We start from the raw sequence: 16,065 nt of genomic DNA on the forward strand, positions 1-16,065 counted from the left end.
TAATGTTTGAACTCGCTTTAGATCCCACAACTTGGGGGTTACTTTGCTTAGTCGCACTGGCTGCTGGATTTATTGATGCAATTGCAGGTGGTGGTGGGCTGCTTACCGTACCAGCTTTGCTTACTGCAGGCCTTCCTCCGCACTTAACCTTAGGTACCAACAAGCTTGCCGCGAGTTTTGGCTCTTTAACCGCGAGCTTTACCTACTACAAAAAGCAGTTATTCAAACCTAGCTTTTGGATTGGCTCTATTATTGCCACTGCGATAGGTGCTGTATTGGGCACATTGCTTGTCGACTTTCTCAGTATCGAGTTTTTAAATAAACTTATCCCCGTTATTATCATCGCTGTCGCAATTTATAGCTTAGTCGGTAGACTAAGCCCTACAGATTCCCATACTTTGCCTGAAGCGAATCGAGCACTCAAAATCAAGCAATGGGTGCAAGGTTTATCGTTGGGATTTTTTGATGGTATGGCAGGGCCTGGTACTGGCACGTTTTGGACTGCGTCTAACAGTATGCTCTATAAAATGAGCTTACTTTTAAACTGTGGTCTTGCTCGTTCAATGAACTTTGTTTCCAACTTTATTTCGCTTATCACCTTTGTAGCCTTGGGCCATGTTAACTTTATGCTTGGTGTCACCATGGGCGCCTTTTTAATGTTTGGTGCTTGGCTTGGCGCGCATTCTGCGATTAAGTTTGGTAACAAACTGATCAAACCACTCTTTAACACTGTGGTTATTGTACTTGCGGGCAAGCTCATTTTTGAGGCTTATTTCTCGTGAGTACAGGACTTATCAAGCTTGAGCAACAAGTCAGCCGCTTAAAGCAACAAGCAGCGCAATTTGACTCTGCGAAATGGTTTGATAAGAATCGTTATATGCAAGCACAGCCCAGCTTATTTGATGCCCGTGTATTTCGAACTAAAAGCTTAAAGCTCAGCGACTATGTTGAAGAAATAGCAGAAGCAATGTCTCACCTGCCGCCAAGTGAACAACGTCACGCCTTTACATTTGCCATCGAGCGGATAGGCTCGCAAATGGAAGCCGTGTTGAAGGTGTTAAAATCAACCCCGGTCTGGGCGAAAGAAAACAAACTAAATACACCAAAAAAAGCCAAAGTGTATAAGAAAGCAGTGCAGAAGATTATGCAGTCGTCCCATGAGTTATATCAGGAACTGTCGCAAAATCATGAATTTGAGCGTCGACTGCAAGAAATGATTGATCTCAGAAGACTACAGATGGACAAAGCAGATCCCACTCAGGCTGCCAAACTCAATGCCGAAATATTAGCCCTTCATGCCCGCCTTGGCCGCTGCAGAAAGGCTATTTCCGCCACCGAGCAAAAAATTCAAGAAGTTGAGAAAAGTCAGAGCCGTTAATGCTTTACTACCACCCTATTTATAGCGAGCTAAATCTACCTGAAAAGCATCGCTTCCCTATCAGCAAGTATAAAAAATTATACCAACGAATAAACGCCAGTAAATTTGCTAAATTTATCAAAGAGCCCGAGCAAAAAATCACAGCTGATGCACTGCAACTTTGCCACGACAGTAATTACGTTGATGCCTTTCTAAACGGCACGTTGAGCGAAAAAGCAATTAAGAAAATGGGCTTTCCTTGGAGTGAGCAACTCGTGCAGCGCACTTTGATTTCTCTAGGTGGCGGTTTAACAGCAGCACAGTCTGCGCTCGAATATGGATTTGGAGCAAACTTAAGCGGCGGCTATCATCACGCACATCGCGATTTTGGCAGCGGCTTTTGCATATTTAATGATTGGGCAGTGGTCGCAGCAACGCTCATTGCCCATCAACGGGTTGAGCGAGTGCTTATTTTTGATTGTGACGTGCATCAAGGCGATGGCACGGCAACGATCGTTGCAGATAGAGACGATATCATTACCTGCTCCATCCACTGTGAAAGTAACTTTCCTCGCGTTAAACCGCAATCCGATTTGGACTTTGCCTTACCTGTGAATACACAGGACGCACAATATGTGGCAACCGTCCGCGAAGCCTTACAACTGGCGGTTCGATTATACCAGCCAGACATCATACTCTATAACGCCGGCGCAGATGTGTATCAAGGTGATGAACTAGGACACTTTAGTGTTTCAAAGCAAGGCGTTAGGGCTCGAGATTCGATTGTTTTTGAGTATGCTCATCACCTCAATATTCCGTTAGCTTTTGCTCTTGGTGGGGGCTATCAGCGCGACGTTGATCGTCTTGTAGATATACATCAACAAACCTTTTTGGCTTTGTTCGATAACCCCGCTATTATGATATAAACTTAAAAGGAATGTGCAGGAGGCTGTATGAAGTTACATGATGATATTCATAATTATTATGAAAAGCTGGTAGTCGAACATATCGTCCGTCGTAAGTTAGATAAAATCTATGATGAAGACGTAATGGCCGATTTTTGTTGTACTGTTTTGAACCAACTTCCATCGCGTTATATTCGCTACGATGTCGACATGGAGTTTTACCTGCCTCAGCCCGAGCGTGTAAAAATGGAACAAGCGGTAGAAAGTGCGATTGATTTTGCCATTTCACAAATCGCTAAAAAGGAACAATTTCAAGTATGAGCACCCCTCTAGAACAAGCGCCAACTCATGTAAAACTTGCCGTCGACCTTATTATGTTGTTAGAAGAGCATGATCTTCCAGCAGAAGAAGTCATGGCTGCACTTGAAATTGTCAGATCTGACTTTCAAAAAAAGTTAAATAACCAACAAAAAAATTAACATTAAATATACATTCAAGTCATACTTCTTTTTTAACCTTAGATTCTAATCGATAGCGGTTGTGCAAAACGGCACAACTGCATTTATTAAGGAAAGCAGTATGACAACAACACAACTCCCTTTATTGTCCCTCGCAATTGTTGCAGCGTGTACACAATACGCTTACGCCAATGACTTTGCGGCATTAGACGAAGCCCTACCAGCCCCCTACATTATCAATGGTACCGAACCTGTGTTCGATTTTGACGGTGATGGTTGCCTGCCTAGTGCAGGGATCAGTAGAACTGGTGTGCAAAATTCAGGGCTAAAAACATCGGGTCGCATCACTGGTGATTGCCGAGATAATCAATTTTTAAATACTTCTAATACTGTGCATCGCTACGCCTGTAAAACAACGACTAGCGGCGAGTATTGTGGACACTTCTATGCACTTTACTTCAAAAAAGACCAAGTGTTTGATTACTTTGGTGGTGGTCACCGCCATGACTGGGAGTATGCAGCGGTATGGACTCGAGATGGGATAGTTACACACGGTAGTTATAGCGCACATGGCGACTTATTCACTAAACCTGCTAATGAGCTACCATTCGAGAATGGCCATTTAAAAATTGTCTATCATAAAGACGGTATTTTGACCCATGCACTGCGCTTCGCCAAATCAAACGAAATCGCTGAAAACAACTATTACCGCTTTGTCACACCCGCTATCATCAGTTGGTACAAAATGGCTGGAGATGGAATTTCGAACACGGAATTACGAGAAAAGCTCAATCAATATGACTATGGCTCCGCCACCTTGCCCGTTAAAGACAGTCGCTTCCTCAATAACCTTAATCGCTTTAAACCCAGTGACTACCCAGTGTACTCACAAAGTGATGTAGATAACGCTCAGTAATTGCGAAGACATACTCACCTCACCCATCGGTGAGGTGAGTCGATATGCTTATACCAATAGGTATTAACCTGCGTCTTGCTTTTGCCTAAGCTGTCTTGCTCGCTCTAGCTTATATTGTGCAAAGAAAATACTATCCATTTCACTTGTTTGCGGATCGATAAAATAAGCAACATCGCTTCGGTGTGGTTCAGGTGAAAAGTGTTTGCCGTCTTCCCAGTAGAGCACAGCGTGTTTTACTAATTCCCCCAGATAGGTGTGATCCCACGCATAGTGACAAAAGCCATGGTGCTCCCCCAAGTTAGGAGAGTATTTTTTTTCAATATGCGCCATTTGCCCAGTATTTTTGTAATCCGCAAATTGTTTAGCATCTTGCTCAGCAGATTGGGGATCGGTGAAATAGGCAATATCACGCCGAGGGGGTAAGGCTTGTGGCAATCCAAATTTGTCCGTTACGCCACTGCACTTTACGACGATCCACTGCACAAAATGTGCTCCGATAATATGGTCCCATTTTAACGCAACGTACATATAACCTCCTTATGAACATCATTTATCAATTATTGCAAAGAGCTGATCATACTCGGCTAAGTTTAGCCACTTCTATTGATCTTACTAGTACAAGTTCAGTTGCCTTTAATTCAGATCAAAAAGTTTTTCAAACTATAAAAAAGCGTTACAAGGTATTACAGAAATGCGCTTTGTCGCTTATTTTTGCCGATTTAGCGCTAACTTTAGCAAACGTGAATTTCACCTTACTGGCACTTTTTTTACATCCCACTACAATGCAGAAAAAGCAAGATTGGAATATACCAAATGAACGTGACACGCGGTTCGCTAAAAAATCCAGCGAGTGTAATTGTCATCTTGGTGTTGATTGTTTTATTTGGGCTGTTAAGTATATTTAAACTGCCCATTCAGTTGACGCCAGATATTGAGCAACCACAGATCACGATTTTCTCGGGATGGCGCCAAGCCGCTCCAGAAGAAATAGAATCTGTAATCATCGAACCGCTAGAAAATGCGGTCAAAAACACACCCGGCGCACTTGAAGTTAATACCAACATCAATCGTGGTAACGGCTCTATTACGCTAACATTTGCGGTGGGTGCAAATATGCAACAAGCAATGCTAGATGTGCTAACAAGCTTAAATCAGGCTCCGCCGTTGCCACTTGATGCGCTAGACCCAGTCGTATTCGCCGGCGGTAATAACGGTGAAGCTGCAGCCACTTTGCTGGTCACACCTAAAGACTATCAATCAAATAGTCTCGACTTTGATATGGCGCAGTTTCAAAAGCAAATCGACGAGTTTATTGAACCAAGACTTGCACGTATTCCCGGCGTGGCACGTGTCGATCTCGCGAGTGAGCGGCCAAAAGAGCTGCGTATTACTTTCGACCCGCACAAAGCCGCCGCGCTTGGTATTAGTTTAGATCAAATCAGTAATGTACTTGCGAGCTCTCGCGATACCTCTGGAGGTCTTGCCAACGTTGGACGTCGTCAATATACCGTACGATTCACCGGCCAATACGACCTTTCCAGTATGGCCCAAATGCGTGTCGGCTATTCAGGAGACAGGCCAATCTACTTAGGTGATATCGCAAGTGTGGAACGCACCTTCTCAGACCGTTTGGGCATGAGTGGCCGCAATGGTAAACCAGCCTACTATATTCGGATCTCACGGGCTAACGAGGCAAATACCGTTGCCTTACTTGATGAAATCAACCTTGCAATTGATGAATTAAACCAAGGGCCGCTGGCTGAGAACGGCTTATCGATTGAGCTCAGCTTTGATGCCTCCGTCCACATTCGTAATGCACTTTCTTTAGTAAAAAGTAATTTAGGCCTTGGGGTACTCTTATCTTGTTTAATCCTGTGGCTATTTTTTAGAGGCTTGAAAGCAACTTTGGTGATTGCAGCTACAATCCCCATTTCATTGATGGTCGCCTTTCTCGCACTGAATATCTTTGACCGTAGTCTGAATGTGATCTCGTTGGCGGGGTTGGCATTTGCAGTGGGCCTTGTACTAGACGCCGCTATCATAGTTCAAGAGAATATCTCACGCTTAAGAGCAGAAGGATTCGATAACAAAAAAGCCGCCTTAAAAGGCGCAGTACAAGTGACCGGAGCATTATTTGCTTCGACAACCACCAGCGTCGCCATCTTTTTACCGATTCTCTTTATGGCGGGTATTGAGGGACAACTATTCTCCGATTTAGCACTGACACTCTCTATTGCCGTTATTGCGTCAATGTTGTGTGCAATTACCCTTATTCCACTGGCAAACCATTTGTGGCCAGACTCTGAACTAAAACCAGATCCTTACCATCAATACTGGCAAAAACTCACCAATTTCATCATGAAGTTGACCAATAATAGAGTAAAGCAACTTACTTGGATTGGCGTATTACTGGGTGGCTCGGTCGTTGCAACCTTGACCATCCTGCCAAAAACTGACTTTATGCCAAGAGCCCCCACCGACGGCTTTTTCTTTAACCTAGTGACACCACCTGGTGGCAATGTGCAGTTTATGGAAGAAGAACTACTGCTGCGCGTGAAAAAGCGCTTAATGCCCTACTACCAAGGCGAAAAAGAGCCAGGTATTAAAGACTTTAATTTCTATGCGTTTGGTTCTAATGCTGGCGGTTTTATCTATTCAGCCGACCCTCAACGTGTTGAAGAACTGATGAAAGTTGCCAGAGAAGAAATCTTCGTCGACCTTCCCGATACTCAAGTGTTTTTCTTTCGCGGCTCCATGATCCAAGTCGCCAATGGCGGCGATGGTCGCGATATTAATATTGACCTTACAGGTCCCAATATGGACGACTTAATCTCAGCTGCTCAAGTGGCTTTGCAGGCAGTACAAACGGCGCTACCAGAGGCAACTGCCAGACCTCAGCCACGATTGGATATGGCAGAGCCAGAGCTTAGATTAACGCCTAACGATCGCAGGATCACCCAAGCGGGATTAACGCGTCGAGATGTATCTCAAGCGGTACAAGCTTATACCGGTGGATTATTCGTCAATGAGTATTTTGATGGTAACGAGCGTATGAACGTTATTCTTCGTGGTATCCCTTGGCAAAGCCCTGAGGAACTAAAAGCCTTGCCTATCGTAACACCTCAGTCAGGAATTCAAACTCTCGGCGAGTTGGCAAATATAGAACGTACAGTTGGCCCGACGCAACTGCGGCGTGTGAACGGTCGCCGTACGGTCAGCATTGTTGTCACGCCTCCGGCTGATATGAGCCTGCAGCAAGTGCAAACCATCTTGAGTGAACAGGTAATGCCAAAAGTGCGCGCAAGCCTACCAGCCAGTGCGGGTGCTATTTTAGCGGGGAATGCGCAAAAGATGAATTCCGCAATGGAAGAAATGGCGTTGAATTTTGTCCTCGCGTTGTTCATTTTGTTTTTGTTGATGACCGCGCTGTTTAAGTCTGCCAAAGACAGCGCCTTGGTATTATTAGTGATGCCACTGGCTATCGCAGGTGGCGTGCTGGCTCTGTATATCTTAAACCTCTTTACCTTCCAGTCCTTGGATTTACTGACTATGATAGGCTTTATCATCTTGCTTGGGCTGGTCGTTAATAATGCCATTTTGCTGGTGGATCAGACTCGCGTTGCGATGGCATCAGGCATGAGTCGTGAAGCATCGGTCAGACAAGCGGTGTTGCTAAGAGCAAGACCCGTTTACTTGAGCACCTTAACCAGTCTGTTTGGCATGCTGCCACTAATGCTCATGCCAGGCGTAGGCTCAGAAATCTACCGTGGCCTTGCGACCGTCATCGTCGGTGGCATGGCTATCAGTGCACTATTTACTTTAGTGTTAATGCCGAGTTTATTGCAACTTGGGCGGCAAACTCCGCCATCCGAAACAAACAAATCAACGGCCAAAGCCCCGCTCAGCCTAGTTGCCAATCAGTGAGTAGTGAGAACAGAATGAAATACCCAATAAAACAGACACTTCAGGCCCTAGCACTGTGTGCTGGGATCGTTGCGCCACACGCCGTCGCCGTCGTGCCAGTCACCGTAGCTGAAGTGACAAAAGCCCCCCTCACGAGCGAAATTGAAGTTAGTGGCACACTGTATGGAAAAGACGACGTGACGCTGACCGCTGGGGTTAGTGGCCGTTTGTTGTACGTAGCAGAACCCGGTACCAGTGTCGCAAAAGACGAAATCTTAGTACGTATGGACACACTCCCGCTGGAACTCGATAAGGCCCGTCAAGCCGAATTATTAAATCGAGCCAAGATCAATTTACGCTTATATCAACAAGAATTGACTCGATTAAAGAAGCTCGCAAAAACCAGCAGTGCGGCAGAGAGTCAAGTCGATGAAATGCAAAATAAACATGACCTAGCGCTGTCGGATATCGCCTTAGCGGAAGTCGAACTTAAGGTTATTGACGATAAGTTATCTCGCGCAACGGTCCGTGCTCCATTTGATGGTGTTATCAGTGAACGTTTTAAACGCGCAGGGCGAGAAATAAATCGCGCCGATGAACTGCTCACCATATTAGATATCCATCATCTTGAAGTTCGCTTATATGTGCCCGTTAAATACTTAAAGTTTTTGCAAAAAGGTATAGTGCTGCCAATCCGTTCTGGTGACTTATCCCAGCCAGATAATACGTCAGCGAAAGTCACAGCGGTGATCCCCTCAACCGATCCGCGCTCACAGACCGTTGAAGTGCGTGCAACACTGGCAGCAGATCAAACCCATACGTGGGCAATTGGACAATTAGTTGATGTGGCAGTGCCGCTCACCAGCAAACAACCCGTACTGCTGGTTGACCGTGATGCCTTGATATTACGCAAGCAAGGCACCCATATCGTCAAAATAGATAAGCAAAATAAAGCCGAACAAATTCCTGTCACCGTCGGCAATGGCAAAGGCCAATGGGTTGAAATTACTCCCCGTACCAAAGATACCTTACATGCAGGTGATAAAGTCGCCGTTCGCGGCGCAGAGCGCCTACAAACCGGACAAGACGTCGAGGTGACAAACCCTTAATAGCAACCAGTTACTAGCCCAATGAGCTCACTCATGGATGAGCGGCTCATTTTTAAAAGCATCACAGCTTCCGAAAGTAGTTGAATTAATTTTTCACAGCTTTGCGCCTACCATTTTTTAGCTGCTTGGGTAAGGTCAACAAAAACTCCACCCCTTTATCATCTGAATATGCCTTAATACTGCCCTGAAGCACATGGCTCACACTGTTAAATACAATAGTTAAGCCAAGTCCTAATTGCGCCGCTAGATTTGTACTAAAAAAGGGATTAAACACTTGCTCTGTATTATGATCAGGCAGGCCTCGGCCATTATCTTTATAGCTTAGCTGCCATGCATCGTCGTATTCATTCACACGGATGGTAATAAGAGGTTGGTCTTCTAAATGATTGTCGATAAATCCGTGTTGCACTGAGTTGTGCATAAACTCCTTCAATACCTCAAGCAAGATATTGGGATAGGTTTGTACCTCAAGGCTATCGTTATCCAACATTAACTTAGCGTTTGGCGCTGTGCGGATCAGCATCTCACGAATGTGCAAATTTAAAAAGTCTGATAATTCAATCGTTTTAAGTTCTGCACTACCAATTGAGGTATTAATTGCTTTAAACCTCTCGACTGTGGCATTGAGGCGATTGGCACTACGGTCAACAATATCTGATGCCACTAAAGCATCTCCTATAAAGTGATTAAGTTGACTAGGCGACAGAGTTTTTTGTTCAAATTTGTCTTGAACGTCGCGTAGCGAGCCATTAAGGGATGAGTTTGCGGTGATCACTAAACCTATTGGTGTGTTGAGATGATGCGCCATCCCCGAAACCAATCCAGCTAGTGACGACATTTTCTCCGCTTCAACGAGCATTTCTTGCGTGTTTGTTAACTCTTTTAATGTGGCCTGTAGCTTGCCATTTCGACGTCGAATTATTTGGATCACTAAGATAGTTGATACGGCATAAATCAACATAAATATGATAATACTCAACAGCCACTTTTGTTGTGCGCTTGCCTCTGCTGCTTGAACCGCCTGCACTCGTTTAAGCGACTCTATTTCTAGCTCTTTTTCAACCATTTCAAGTTCGTAAGAAGCACGAGATAAGGTAATATTGCGCTGCTGAGCATAGATCTCTCGCTCCACTTGGCTTAACTCCTGTGTTAAAGCCAGTGCGTGTTTGCTGTCCCCCTGAAGCTCGGCTATTTTCGCTAACACCGACAAAGCGCGTACCTGTTTATTTTTAGTGTTTGTTTGCTTCGCAGCTTCCAACACTTCTTCAGCCAGCTTTTTAGCTTCCGTGATATCTCCTTGTTTGATATCCAAGGTAATTAAATCGAGCTTAACGTCATTGACTTCGCGAACATTACCAAGCCGTTGAAAAGTCATGATGGCTTTCCTGAAATAGGCCGATGCAGCACCCTGTTGACCTCTAGCAAGCGCGACTTTTCCTCGAAACTGTGACGAATACGCTAGATGGTAGTCAGACTTGCTACTCTTTTGAATTTGCTGTGCTTTATCAATAAACTTTGTAGCATTATCGTATTCACTTTTAGCTATGTAGACTTTAGCAATGTTGTTATAAAGCAATGATAATGACAGCTCATCTTTGTTTGAATTCAGAAAGTGCAGGTACTCGTTATAGTAATCTAACGCGACATCATATTGGCCGAGCAAAAAATAAACGTCAGCAATATTACTTTTTGTTTGGTATACCATGTCGTCGCCTCGTTGCTCCGCAACAATCAATGCATCCTTGTACTGCACCAAAGCAAGCTCATACAGTCCTAGTTTAGAATAAACTCCCCCCGACAAATTATAGTAAGCATAAATCAGTGATTTATCTTGAGCGCCACTTATCAGTCGTTTGATTTCATTTATCGTGCGCATAGCAGCCGAAAATTGATTCAGCTCCATTTGAAACCAAGCTTTGTAATTCAGGATTTTGATTTTTTGATCTGCGCTCAAACGGCTAGTATTTAAGGCTTGTTCAGTGAGTTGAAGCGCAACTTTAGGGTCAACGGTATATTGCTCTCTAATTTGCAGCCGAAGAGACTCAAAATCCTCTTCATTCAGTTCTGCTTGAACGCAAAACGGACACAAAAGCAGCAGAAACACTGCAAACTTAAACATATATTTACCTTTACTAATAATAAAGAACTACAAACATACAGTAATTCATTTTTATTTCGAATAAAAGAACAATCAGATCCGAGCTGTTTGCCTTTATTCCTTCATATTGCACGCATCTATCGGTGTAATCTCCCTTTTTGATCTATCGTAAAACCAGTTAAACTAGCGCTATCTGAGAGTTAGGGGGTGTTATGAAACGAACCAAATTAGTGAATCAATTAACGGAATTACTGAAGCCATTTCAAATTAACGATTACTGTCCAAATGGTCTGCAAATAGAAGGAAAAGACGAAATCCAAAAAATCGTCACGGGTGTTACCGCAAGCCAAGCTTTAATTGATGCCGCTATTGAACGTGGTGCTGATGCCATTTTGGTTCACCACGGCTATTTTTGGAAAGGGGAAGATCAGTGTGTCACTGGCATGAAAAAGCGCCGACTACAAGCCCTGCTTGCCAATGACATCAACTTAATCGCATACCACCTCCCACTGGATGTTCATCCTGAACTCGGGAATAACGCACAGCTCGGTAAGCTACTTGGGCTTGAATATGAAAGACCGCTTGAACCTTGGAATAAAAATAGCGTAGCGGTAAAAGGTAAATTAACGACGCCAATGACTGCTGTTGATTTTGCCGCTTTAGTTGCAGAGAAACTCGGTAGAAAGCCGCTCTTAAATGTTGCAGGCGATCACCCGATCAGCACCATCGCTTGGTGTACCGGTGGCGGGCAAAGCTTTATCGATCTCGCGGCAAGCCAAGGCATTGATGCCTACTTAACGGGTGAAGCATCAGAGCAAACCATTCATTCATCAAACGAACAACAGATCCACTTTATCGCAGCGGGACATCATGCCACAGAGCGTTACGGCGCGAAGGCACTTGGTGAATATTTGGCTGCGCAATATGGTTTGGATGTTGAATTCATTGATATCGACAACCCGGTTTAACCGTTTGGTGTGATCTCGCATATGGCTAGAAAAAAGCAGCAGCAAAAACCAGCACCGACAGATAGAAACTTTGCTGAACTAACGCACAAGTTTAAAAACAATATCTATGGCACCAATAAAGGTAAAATCAGAGAAGCGGTGCTCAAGCGTGACTTAAGCGCACAAGTTGACTGGCTAACGCAATCAAGTGGCAAACGCATATTAGATGTTGGCGGCGGACAAGGGCAATTGGCGCTCTATTTAGCTTCGCTAGGCCACCATGTCACTGTGATTGATATTTCAGAAGAGATGCTTGAACTTGCCAAAACGCGCGCGCATGAAGCTGGACTAAATGACCAGCTTCATTTTATCCACGCGCCCCTGCAAGCGCTCGATACGCTGAACTTAGGACAATTCGACTTAGTATTGTGCCATGCGGTGCTTGAATGGCTGGTTGAGCAACAAAGTGCGCTTATGCTGCTAAAGTCGCAGCTAAGCGAAACTGGCTTGCTTTCGCTAATGTATTTCAACCATGAGGCGCATCTGATGGCCAATATGGTGTACGGTAACTTCGACTATGTGCAAAAAGGCCTTAAGGTAAAACAAAAAGTAGGTCTCAGTCCCAATAAACCAATTAGCCAAACTGATATGGCAACTTGGCTTGATAAAGCAAAACTCAGCGTTATGCAAAAAACCGGTGTTCGCTGTTTTCATGACTACTTAAGGGAGTTGAATAAGGCGGATGAAGGTTTTGATGCTTTGCTCGCCTTAGAGCTTAAATACAATCGTAAAGAGCCCTATGCGTCTCTAGGTCGTTACACCCACTTGATGTTAAAGCAAGCGTAAGTACAGCACTGCTTACGCTTCTTCCGCTCTTAGGGTTAACACCTCAACACCGTCATCTGTTACCAGCACAGTATGCTCCCACTGCGCCGATAGCCTTTTATCTCGGGTTACTACAGTCCAGCCATCTTTTTTGGTTTTAATTTTTGCGCTTCCCTGATTGATCATCGGCTCAATGGTAAAGGTCATCCCAGGCTTTAGCGTCATCCCGGTATTTGCTTTGCCATAGTGCAATACATTTGGCGCTTCATGCATTTCTCTACCGATCCCATGACCACAATACTCGCGTACCACACTGTAACCTGCTTTTTCCGCCACTTGTTGTACAGCCGCACCGATATCCCCAAGTTTTGCTCCCGGTTTAACCATTTTTATCCCAGCCCACATCGCTTGATAAGTCGTTGCCACTAACTTTTTGGCTGGGAGTAATGCGTCTGGCATCACGTACATTTTGCTGGAGTCGCTGATAAAGCCATTTTTCTCAAGCGTAATATCGATGTTTACAATATCTGAAGACTTTAAGATTTGTGATTTACTCGGCACACCATGGCACACAACCTCGTTTACAGAGCTATTGAGGACGAACTGATAACCATATTGACCAAGGCTGGCAGGACGCGCTTTAAGCTCATCAACAATAAAGTTGTGCACTTTATCATTAATCTCTAGCGTAGAAATTCCGGGTTCAATCCAACTATCAATGTAGTCAAACACCTGCGTAAGCAATCGTCCACTTTCGCGCATCAATTGGATCTCATCAGCGGTTTTGAAGGTAACCTCTTGCATCTCAATTTCCTTTTGGCTGTTGTGACTTCACTCGCGACATCTCTGCCGTAATGATCTCTGTAAATGTAAGCGTTGGATTGCGCTCGGCAAGTCGCCCAATTTTAATCCAGAACTCAGCCTGTGAATTGATTGAGCGCGACATCACAGTGCTCGCTTCACGGATCTCATCGTGTAGTTCATCTGAAATTTTTACGATACCCATTTATATAAACCATATACATATCATATATGCTTTATATAATAACGGAGTTGCGGAACAATGCAAAATCTAATGCCAATTTGCTTATTATTTTGAAGCAAAAAAATTTAAGGCAAAAAAATGCACCGCCTCGGCGGTGCACTCCGTATTTTAAGCTTAAGTCACCCAAGCTTAGGTTGACTCACTAAAAGCTATAGCGCATCCCTAATTGCCAATTGAACGGTTCGCCGTGCATTACATAGCCGTCCCAAGATGAAATACTGTTGTAGTAACTTTCATCCAGTAGGTTGTTGAAGTTAAGCGACACACTAAGCTGTTCACTCACTTCATATCTTGCCATTAAATTAAGTAACGCTCCGGAAGATTGTGTGATCTTATACGCCTCGCTACCGCCGCCCGGCAATGGCCTTTGTGGTATTGCATAAAAGCTACCTTGCCAATTAATTCCAAGCCCCGCAGTCAAGCCGTCAACAAACTCGCTAAAGTCATAGGTTGTATACAGGTTTATGAGCTCTTTGGGCTGATCCGTTAACAGCTCTTTGCCATCTTTTGATTCAGTTTTGTGTTTTGATAGCCCTAAGCTGATATTCCACTGCTCATTGATAGAGCCCGTAAATTCAACTTCAAAGCCTTCTGTCGTATCGCCTTCACCGCGCTGAATATATGGCCTATTGCCCTGCGGAGTTAGATAGCTGTCTGGGTAGTTTGGATCGACAATCGCAAGCCCATTTTCAACATTACGATACACCGCCGCCGTAAAGTTCAAGGTGTCATCAAGTAACTCACCTTTTACCCCGAGCTCATAGCTTTCGCCGGTGCTTGGGTCGAGCATTTTATCATTGATATCAAAGTAGGCTTGCGGCTGAAATGCCTCTGTGTAGCTTGCGTAAACACTATATTGCTCATTAATATCAACCACGAGCCCGGCATAAGGCGTAACTTCTGTATCCACCTTTTCATGATAGCGGTTACGAAGAAAGTTACCGTTATTAGGATCATAGAGGTCAATATCGTACTCCCAATTGGTGATCCTAGCGCCAACAATAAGCTTAACATCATCATGCGGGTTAATACGCACGGCCACAAATCCACCATTAGAGTCTGTTACCGTCAAACTATCACGGCCTAAATCTTTAAACGGATAGCGCGGCACGTCACCTGTCCAATCGTGAAAATTTAATCCTTCCAATGAAATCGCGGTTTGGTCTGCTTCATTGCCAAATGAGGTACGCTCTCGCTTGAATTGGTTGTAGCTGAAAATAACATCGTGCGTACGACCAAATAGCTCTACTGGGCCTTGGAGTGACAAGTCTATTGTCTTTTGTTCATCTTCGGAGCTACTTATTACAGCACTGTAACCGAATCCATTATCGCTGCTGCCATCAGGGTTGATAGGCCCATCTGGATAGACGAAAAACAGCTGCCCACCTTGCATCTCAATAGTATTGTAAGTCGCGATGGCATGGAGTTGCCAATCGTTTTCAAACGCGTGATCAAGCCCAACAAAATAGGTGTACTCTTCGATTGGCCAGCTACTCCATTTTGCCGTCATCCCAGTGTCACCACGGCGTCCCTGATAGCGACTACCATCAGCGTAAAAGTAAGGTTGAGAGTGGCTATTTATCGCCCCTTTTGAAGCAGTATCAGCATATTCCACACCGAGTCGTAATAAGGTGTAGTCGGTCAGATCTGCCTCAATAGTAGAGTAGATTGACGTCTTCTCTTGGCTATAACGCTCAATATAAGAATCTCTTTCATAATGTGCAGCAACAAAGCGGCCGCGAATACTGCCTTCTTGGTTTAACCCGCTCGCCACATCCACCTCTGCGCGGTAATTATCCCAACTACCAGCCGAAACCGCCACACTGCCCTTAAACTCATCGCTTGTTGCACGTTTTCTTACTAAGTTTACGGTGGCGGTTGGGTCACCAACGCCAGTTAATAAACCATTTGCACCACGTACAATCTCCACGCGCTCATAAGCAACCGCATCCCCGTTTACATTCGGTCTTCGGCCACCAGGAAACTGTTGCACACCATCTATTTGGATTAAATTGACATCACCGCCACGTACAGAAAAACGTGTCCTATCGAGACTGGCCCCCCGCTTTGCATAAAAGCCCGTTGCATGTTCCAAGATCTCATCAATGTTAACCGTTTGCCAATCTTGCATCATTTGATTAGTGATAACGGTCACCGCTTGAGGCGTTTCACGCTGTGATAAAATCATTTTTAATGCTGCTTTGTTCGCGGACTCAGTGTAATTTTTTACACTCGTGCCAGTCACATAAATATGCTCTAGTTCTTGAGCCCTGCCATCACCCGCGGCATCAGCAGCTAGCGTATCATCAGCGGCATGTGCATTGCCATGTAGTGAGAACAGCACAAAAGTGGCGCAAAGAGAGAGTTTTAAAGAATTGTTTCGTGTACGTGGAGATGAAGAGCGCATCGTTTTTCCCTAAATTAACTTTATTTTGAAAACGATAGTGATTATCATTTATATTAATGATTCTTTCAAGTCCCTTTTTTAGTGATATGAAGTTA

The 16,065-nt window shown here is 44.4% G+C and carries 15 protein-coding genes; 10 read left to right on the forward strand and 5 right to left on the reverse strand.

Annotation, left to right across the window (positions count from 1 at the left end; translation table 11 throughout):
• Positions 1-2: 2 nt before the first annotated feature.
• From NH462_RS01825 to NH462_RS01850, 6 genes are all read left to right on the forward strand, one after another.
• A complete protein-coding gene (locus NH462_RS01825; RefSeq protein WP_010375797.1) occupies positions 3-782 on the forward strand; it encodes a TSUP family transporter in 780 nt (259 codons plus the stop codon).
• A complete protein-coding gene (locus NH462_RS01830; RefSeq protein WP_039496840.1) occupies positions 779-1,378 on the forward strand; it encodes a primosomal replication protein in 600 nt (199 codons plus the stop codon). Before NH462_RS01825 ends, NH462_RS01830 begins: the two co-directional genes overlap by 4 nt.
• A complete protein-coding gene (locus tag NH462_RS01835; RefSeq protein WP_010375801.1) occupies positions 1,378-2,283 on the forward strand; it encodes a histone deacetylase in 906 nt (301 codons plus the stop codon). Before NH462_RS01830 ends, NH462_RS01835 begins: the two co-directional genes overlap by 1 nt.
• A gap of 27 nt (positions 2,284-2,310) precedes the next feature.
• On the forward strand, positions 2,311-2,583 hold the full coding sequence (locus NH462_RS01840) for a late competence development ComFB family protein (protein ID WP_010375804.1): 273 nt from the start codon (positions 2,311-2,313) through the stop codon (positions 2,581-2,583).
• A complete protein-coding gene (locus NH462_RS01845) occupies positions 2,580-2,741 on the forward strand; it encodes a DUF2496 domain-containing protein (protein WP_253103450.1) in 162 nt (53 codons plus the stop codon). Before NH462_RS01840 ends, NH462_RS01845 begins: the two co-directional genes overlap by 4 nt.
• A 100-nt stretch (positions 2,742-2,841) precedes the next feature.
• On the forward strand, positions 2,842-3,636 hold the full coding sequence (locus NH462_RS01850) for an NPP1 family protein (protein WP_010375811.1): 795 nt from the start codon (positions 2,842-2,844) through the stop codon (positions 3,634-3,636).
• Between the two features lie 63 nt (positions 3,637-3,699).
• On the opposite strand, the gene NH462_RS01855 is transcribed toward NH462_RS01850, so the two are convergent.
• Positions 3,700-4,164 carry a hypothetical protein gene (locus NH462_RS01855; protein WP_010375813.1) on the reverse strand — a complete coding sequence of 155 codons (465 nt, stop codon included), beginning with the start codon at positions 4,162-4,164 and terminating at the stop codon, positions 3,700-3,702.
• A 285-nt stretch (positions 4,165-4,449) separates the two neighbouring features.
• On the opposite strand from NH462_RS01855, the gene NH462_RS01860 reads away from it, so the two are divergent.
• Positions 4,450-7,560 carry an efflux RND transporter permease subunit gene (locus NH462_RS01860; protein WP_253103452.1) on the forward strand — a complete coding sequence of 1,037 codons (3,111 nt, stop codon included), beginning with the start codon at positions 4,450-4,452 and terminating at the stop codon, positions 7,558-7,560.
• A gap of 14 nt (positions 7,561-7,574) precedes the next feature.
• Complete coding sequence (locus NH462_RS01865; RefSeq protein WP_253103453.1) at positions 7,575-8,648, forward strand: efflux RND transporter periplasmic adaptor subunit; 1,074 nt, start codon at positions 7,575-7,577, stop codon at positions 8,646-8,648.
• 85 nt (positions 8,649-8,733) lie between these two features.
• Here NH462_RS01865 and NH462_RS01870 read toward each other — a convergent pair whose 3' ends face one another.
• A complete protein-coding gene (locus NH462_RS01870; RefSeq protein WP_253103456.1) occupies positions 8,734-10,767 on the reverse strand; it encodes a tetratricopeptide repeat protein in 2,034 nt (677 codons plus the stop codon).
• 191 nt (positions 10,768-10,958) lie between these two features.
• Between NH462_RS01870 and NH462_RS01875 the strand changes: the two genes are divergently transcribed.
• Positions 10,959-11,714 (forward strand): Nif3-like dinuclear metal center hexameric protein, encoded by a 756-nt coding sequence (locus NH462_RS01875; RefSeq protein WP_253103463.1) that lies wholly within the window; start codon positions 10,959-10,961, stop codon positions 11,712-11,714.
• Between the two features lie 21 nt (positions 11,715-11,735).
• The gene (locus tag NH462_RS01880; RefSeq protein WP_253103465.1) at positions 11,736-12,539 is read left to right on the forward strand and encodes a methyltransferase domain-containing protein; all 804 of its coding nucleotides are present in this window, start codon (positions 11,736-11,738) and stop codon (positions 12,537-12,539) included.
• A 12-nt stretch (positions 12,540-12,551) separates the two neighbouring features.
• On the opposite strand, the gene map is transcribed toward NH462_RS01880, so the two are convergent.
• The 3 genes from map to NH462_RS01895 form a co-directional block, all read right to left on the reverse strand.
• Positions 12,552-13,322, reverse strand: a complete 771-nt coding sequence (gene map / locus NH462_RS01885; protein ID WP_253103467.1) for a type I methionyl aminopeptidase — start codon at positions 13,320-13,322, stop codon at positions 12,552-12,554.
• A 1-nt stretch (position 13,323) separates the two neighbouring features.
• Positions 13,324-13,524: a ParD-like family protein gene (locus NH462_RS01890; protein WP_010375827.1), complete on the reverse strand. Its 201-nt coding sequence runs from the start codon at positions 13,522-13,524 to the stop codon at positions 13,324-13,326.
• Between the two features lie 181 nt (positions 13,525-13,705).
• On the reverse strand, positions 13,706-15,970 hold the full coding sequence (locus NH462_RS01895; protein ID WP_253103475.1) for a TonB-dependent siderophore receptor: 2,265 nt from the start codon (positions 15,968-15,970) through the stop codon (positions 13,706-13,708).
• Positions 15,971-16,065 lie beyond the last annotated feature (95 nt).

It is taken from the genome of Pseudoalteromonas sp. OANN1, from assembly GCF_024124685.1.
GTDB classification, from domain to species: domain Bacteria; phylum Pseudomonadota; class Gammaproteobacteria; order Enterobacterales; family Alteromonadaceae; genus Pseudoalteromonas; species Pseudoalteromonas piscicida.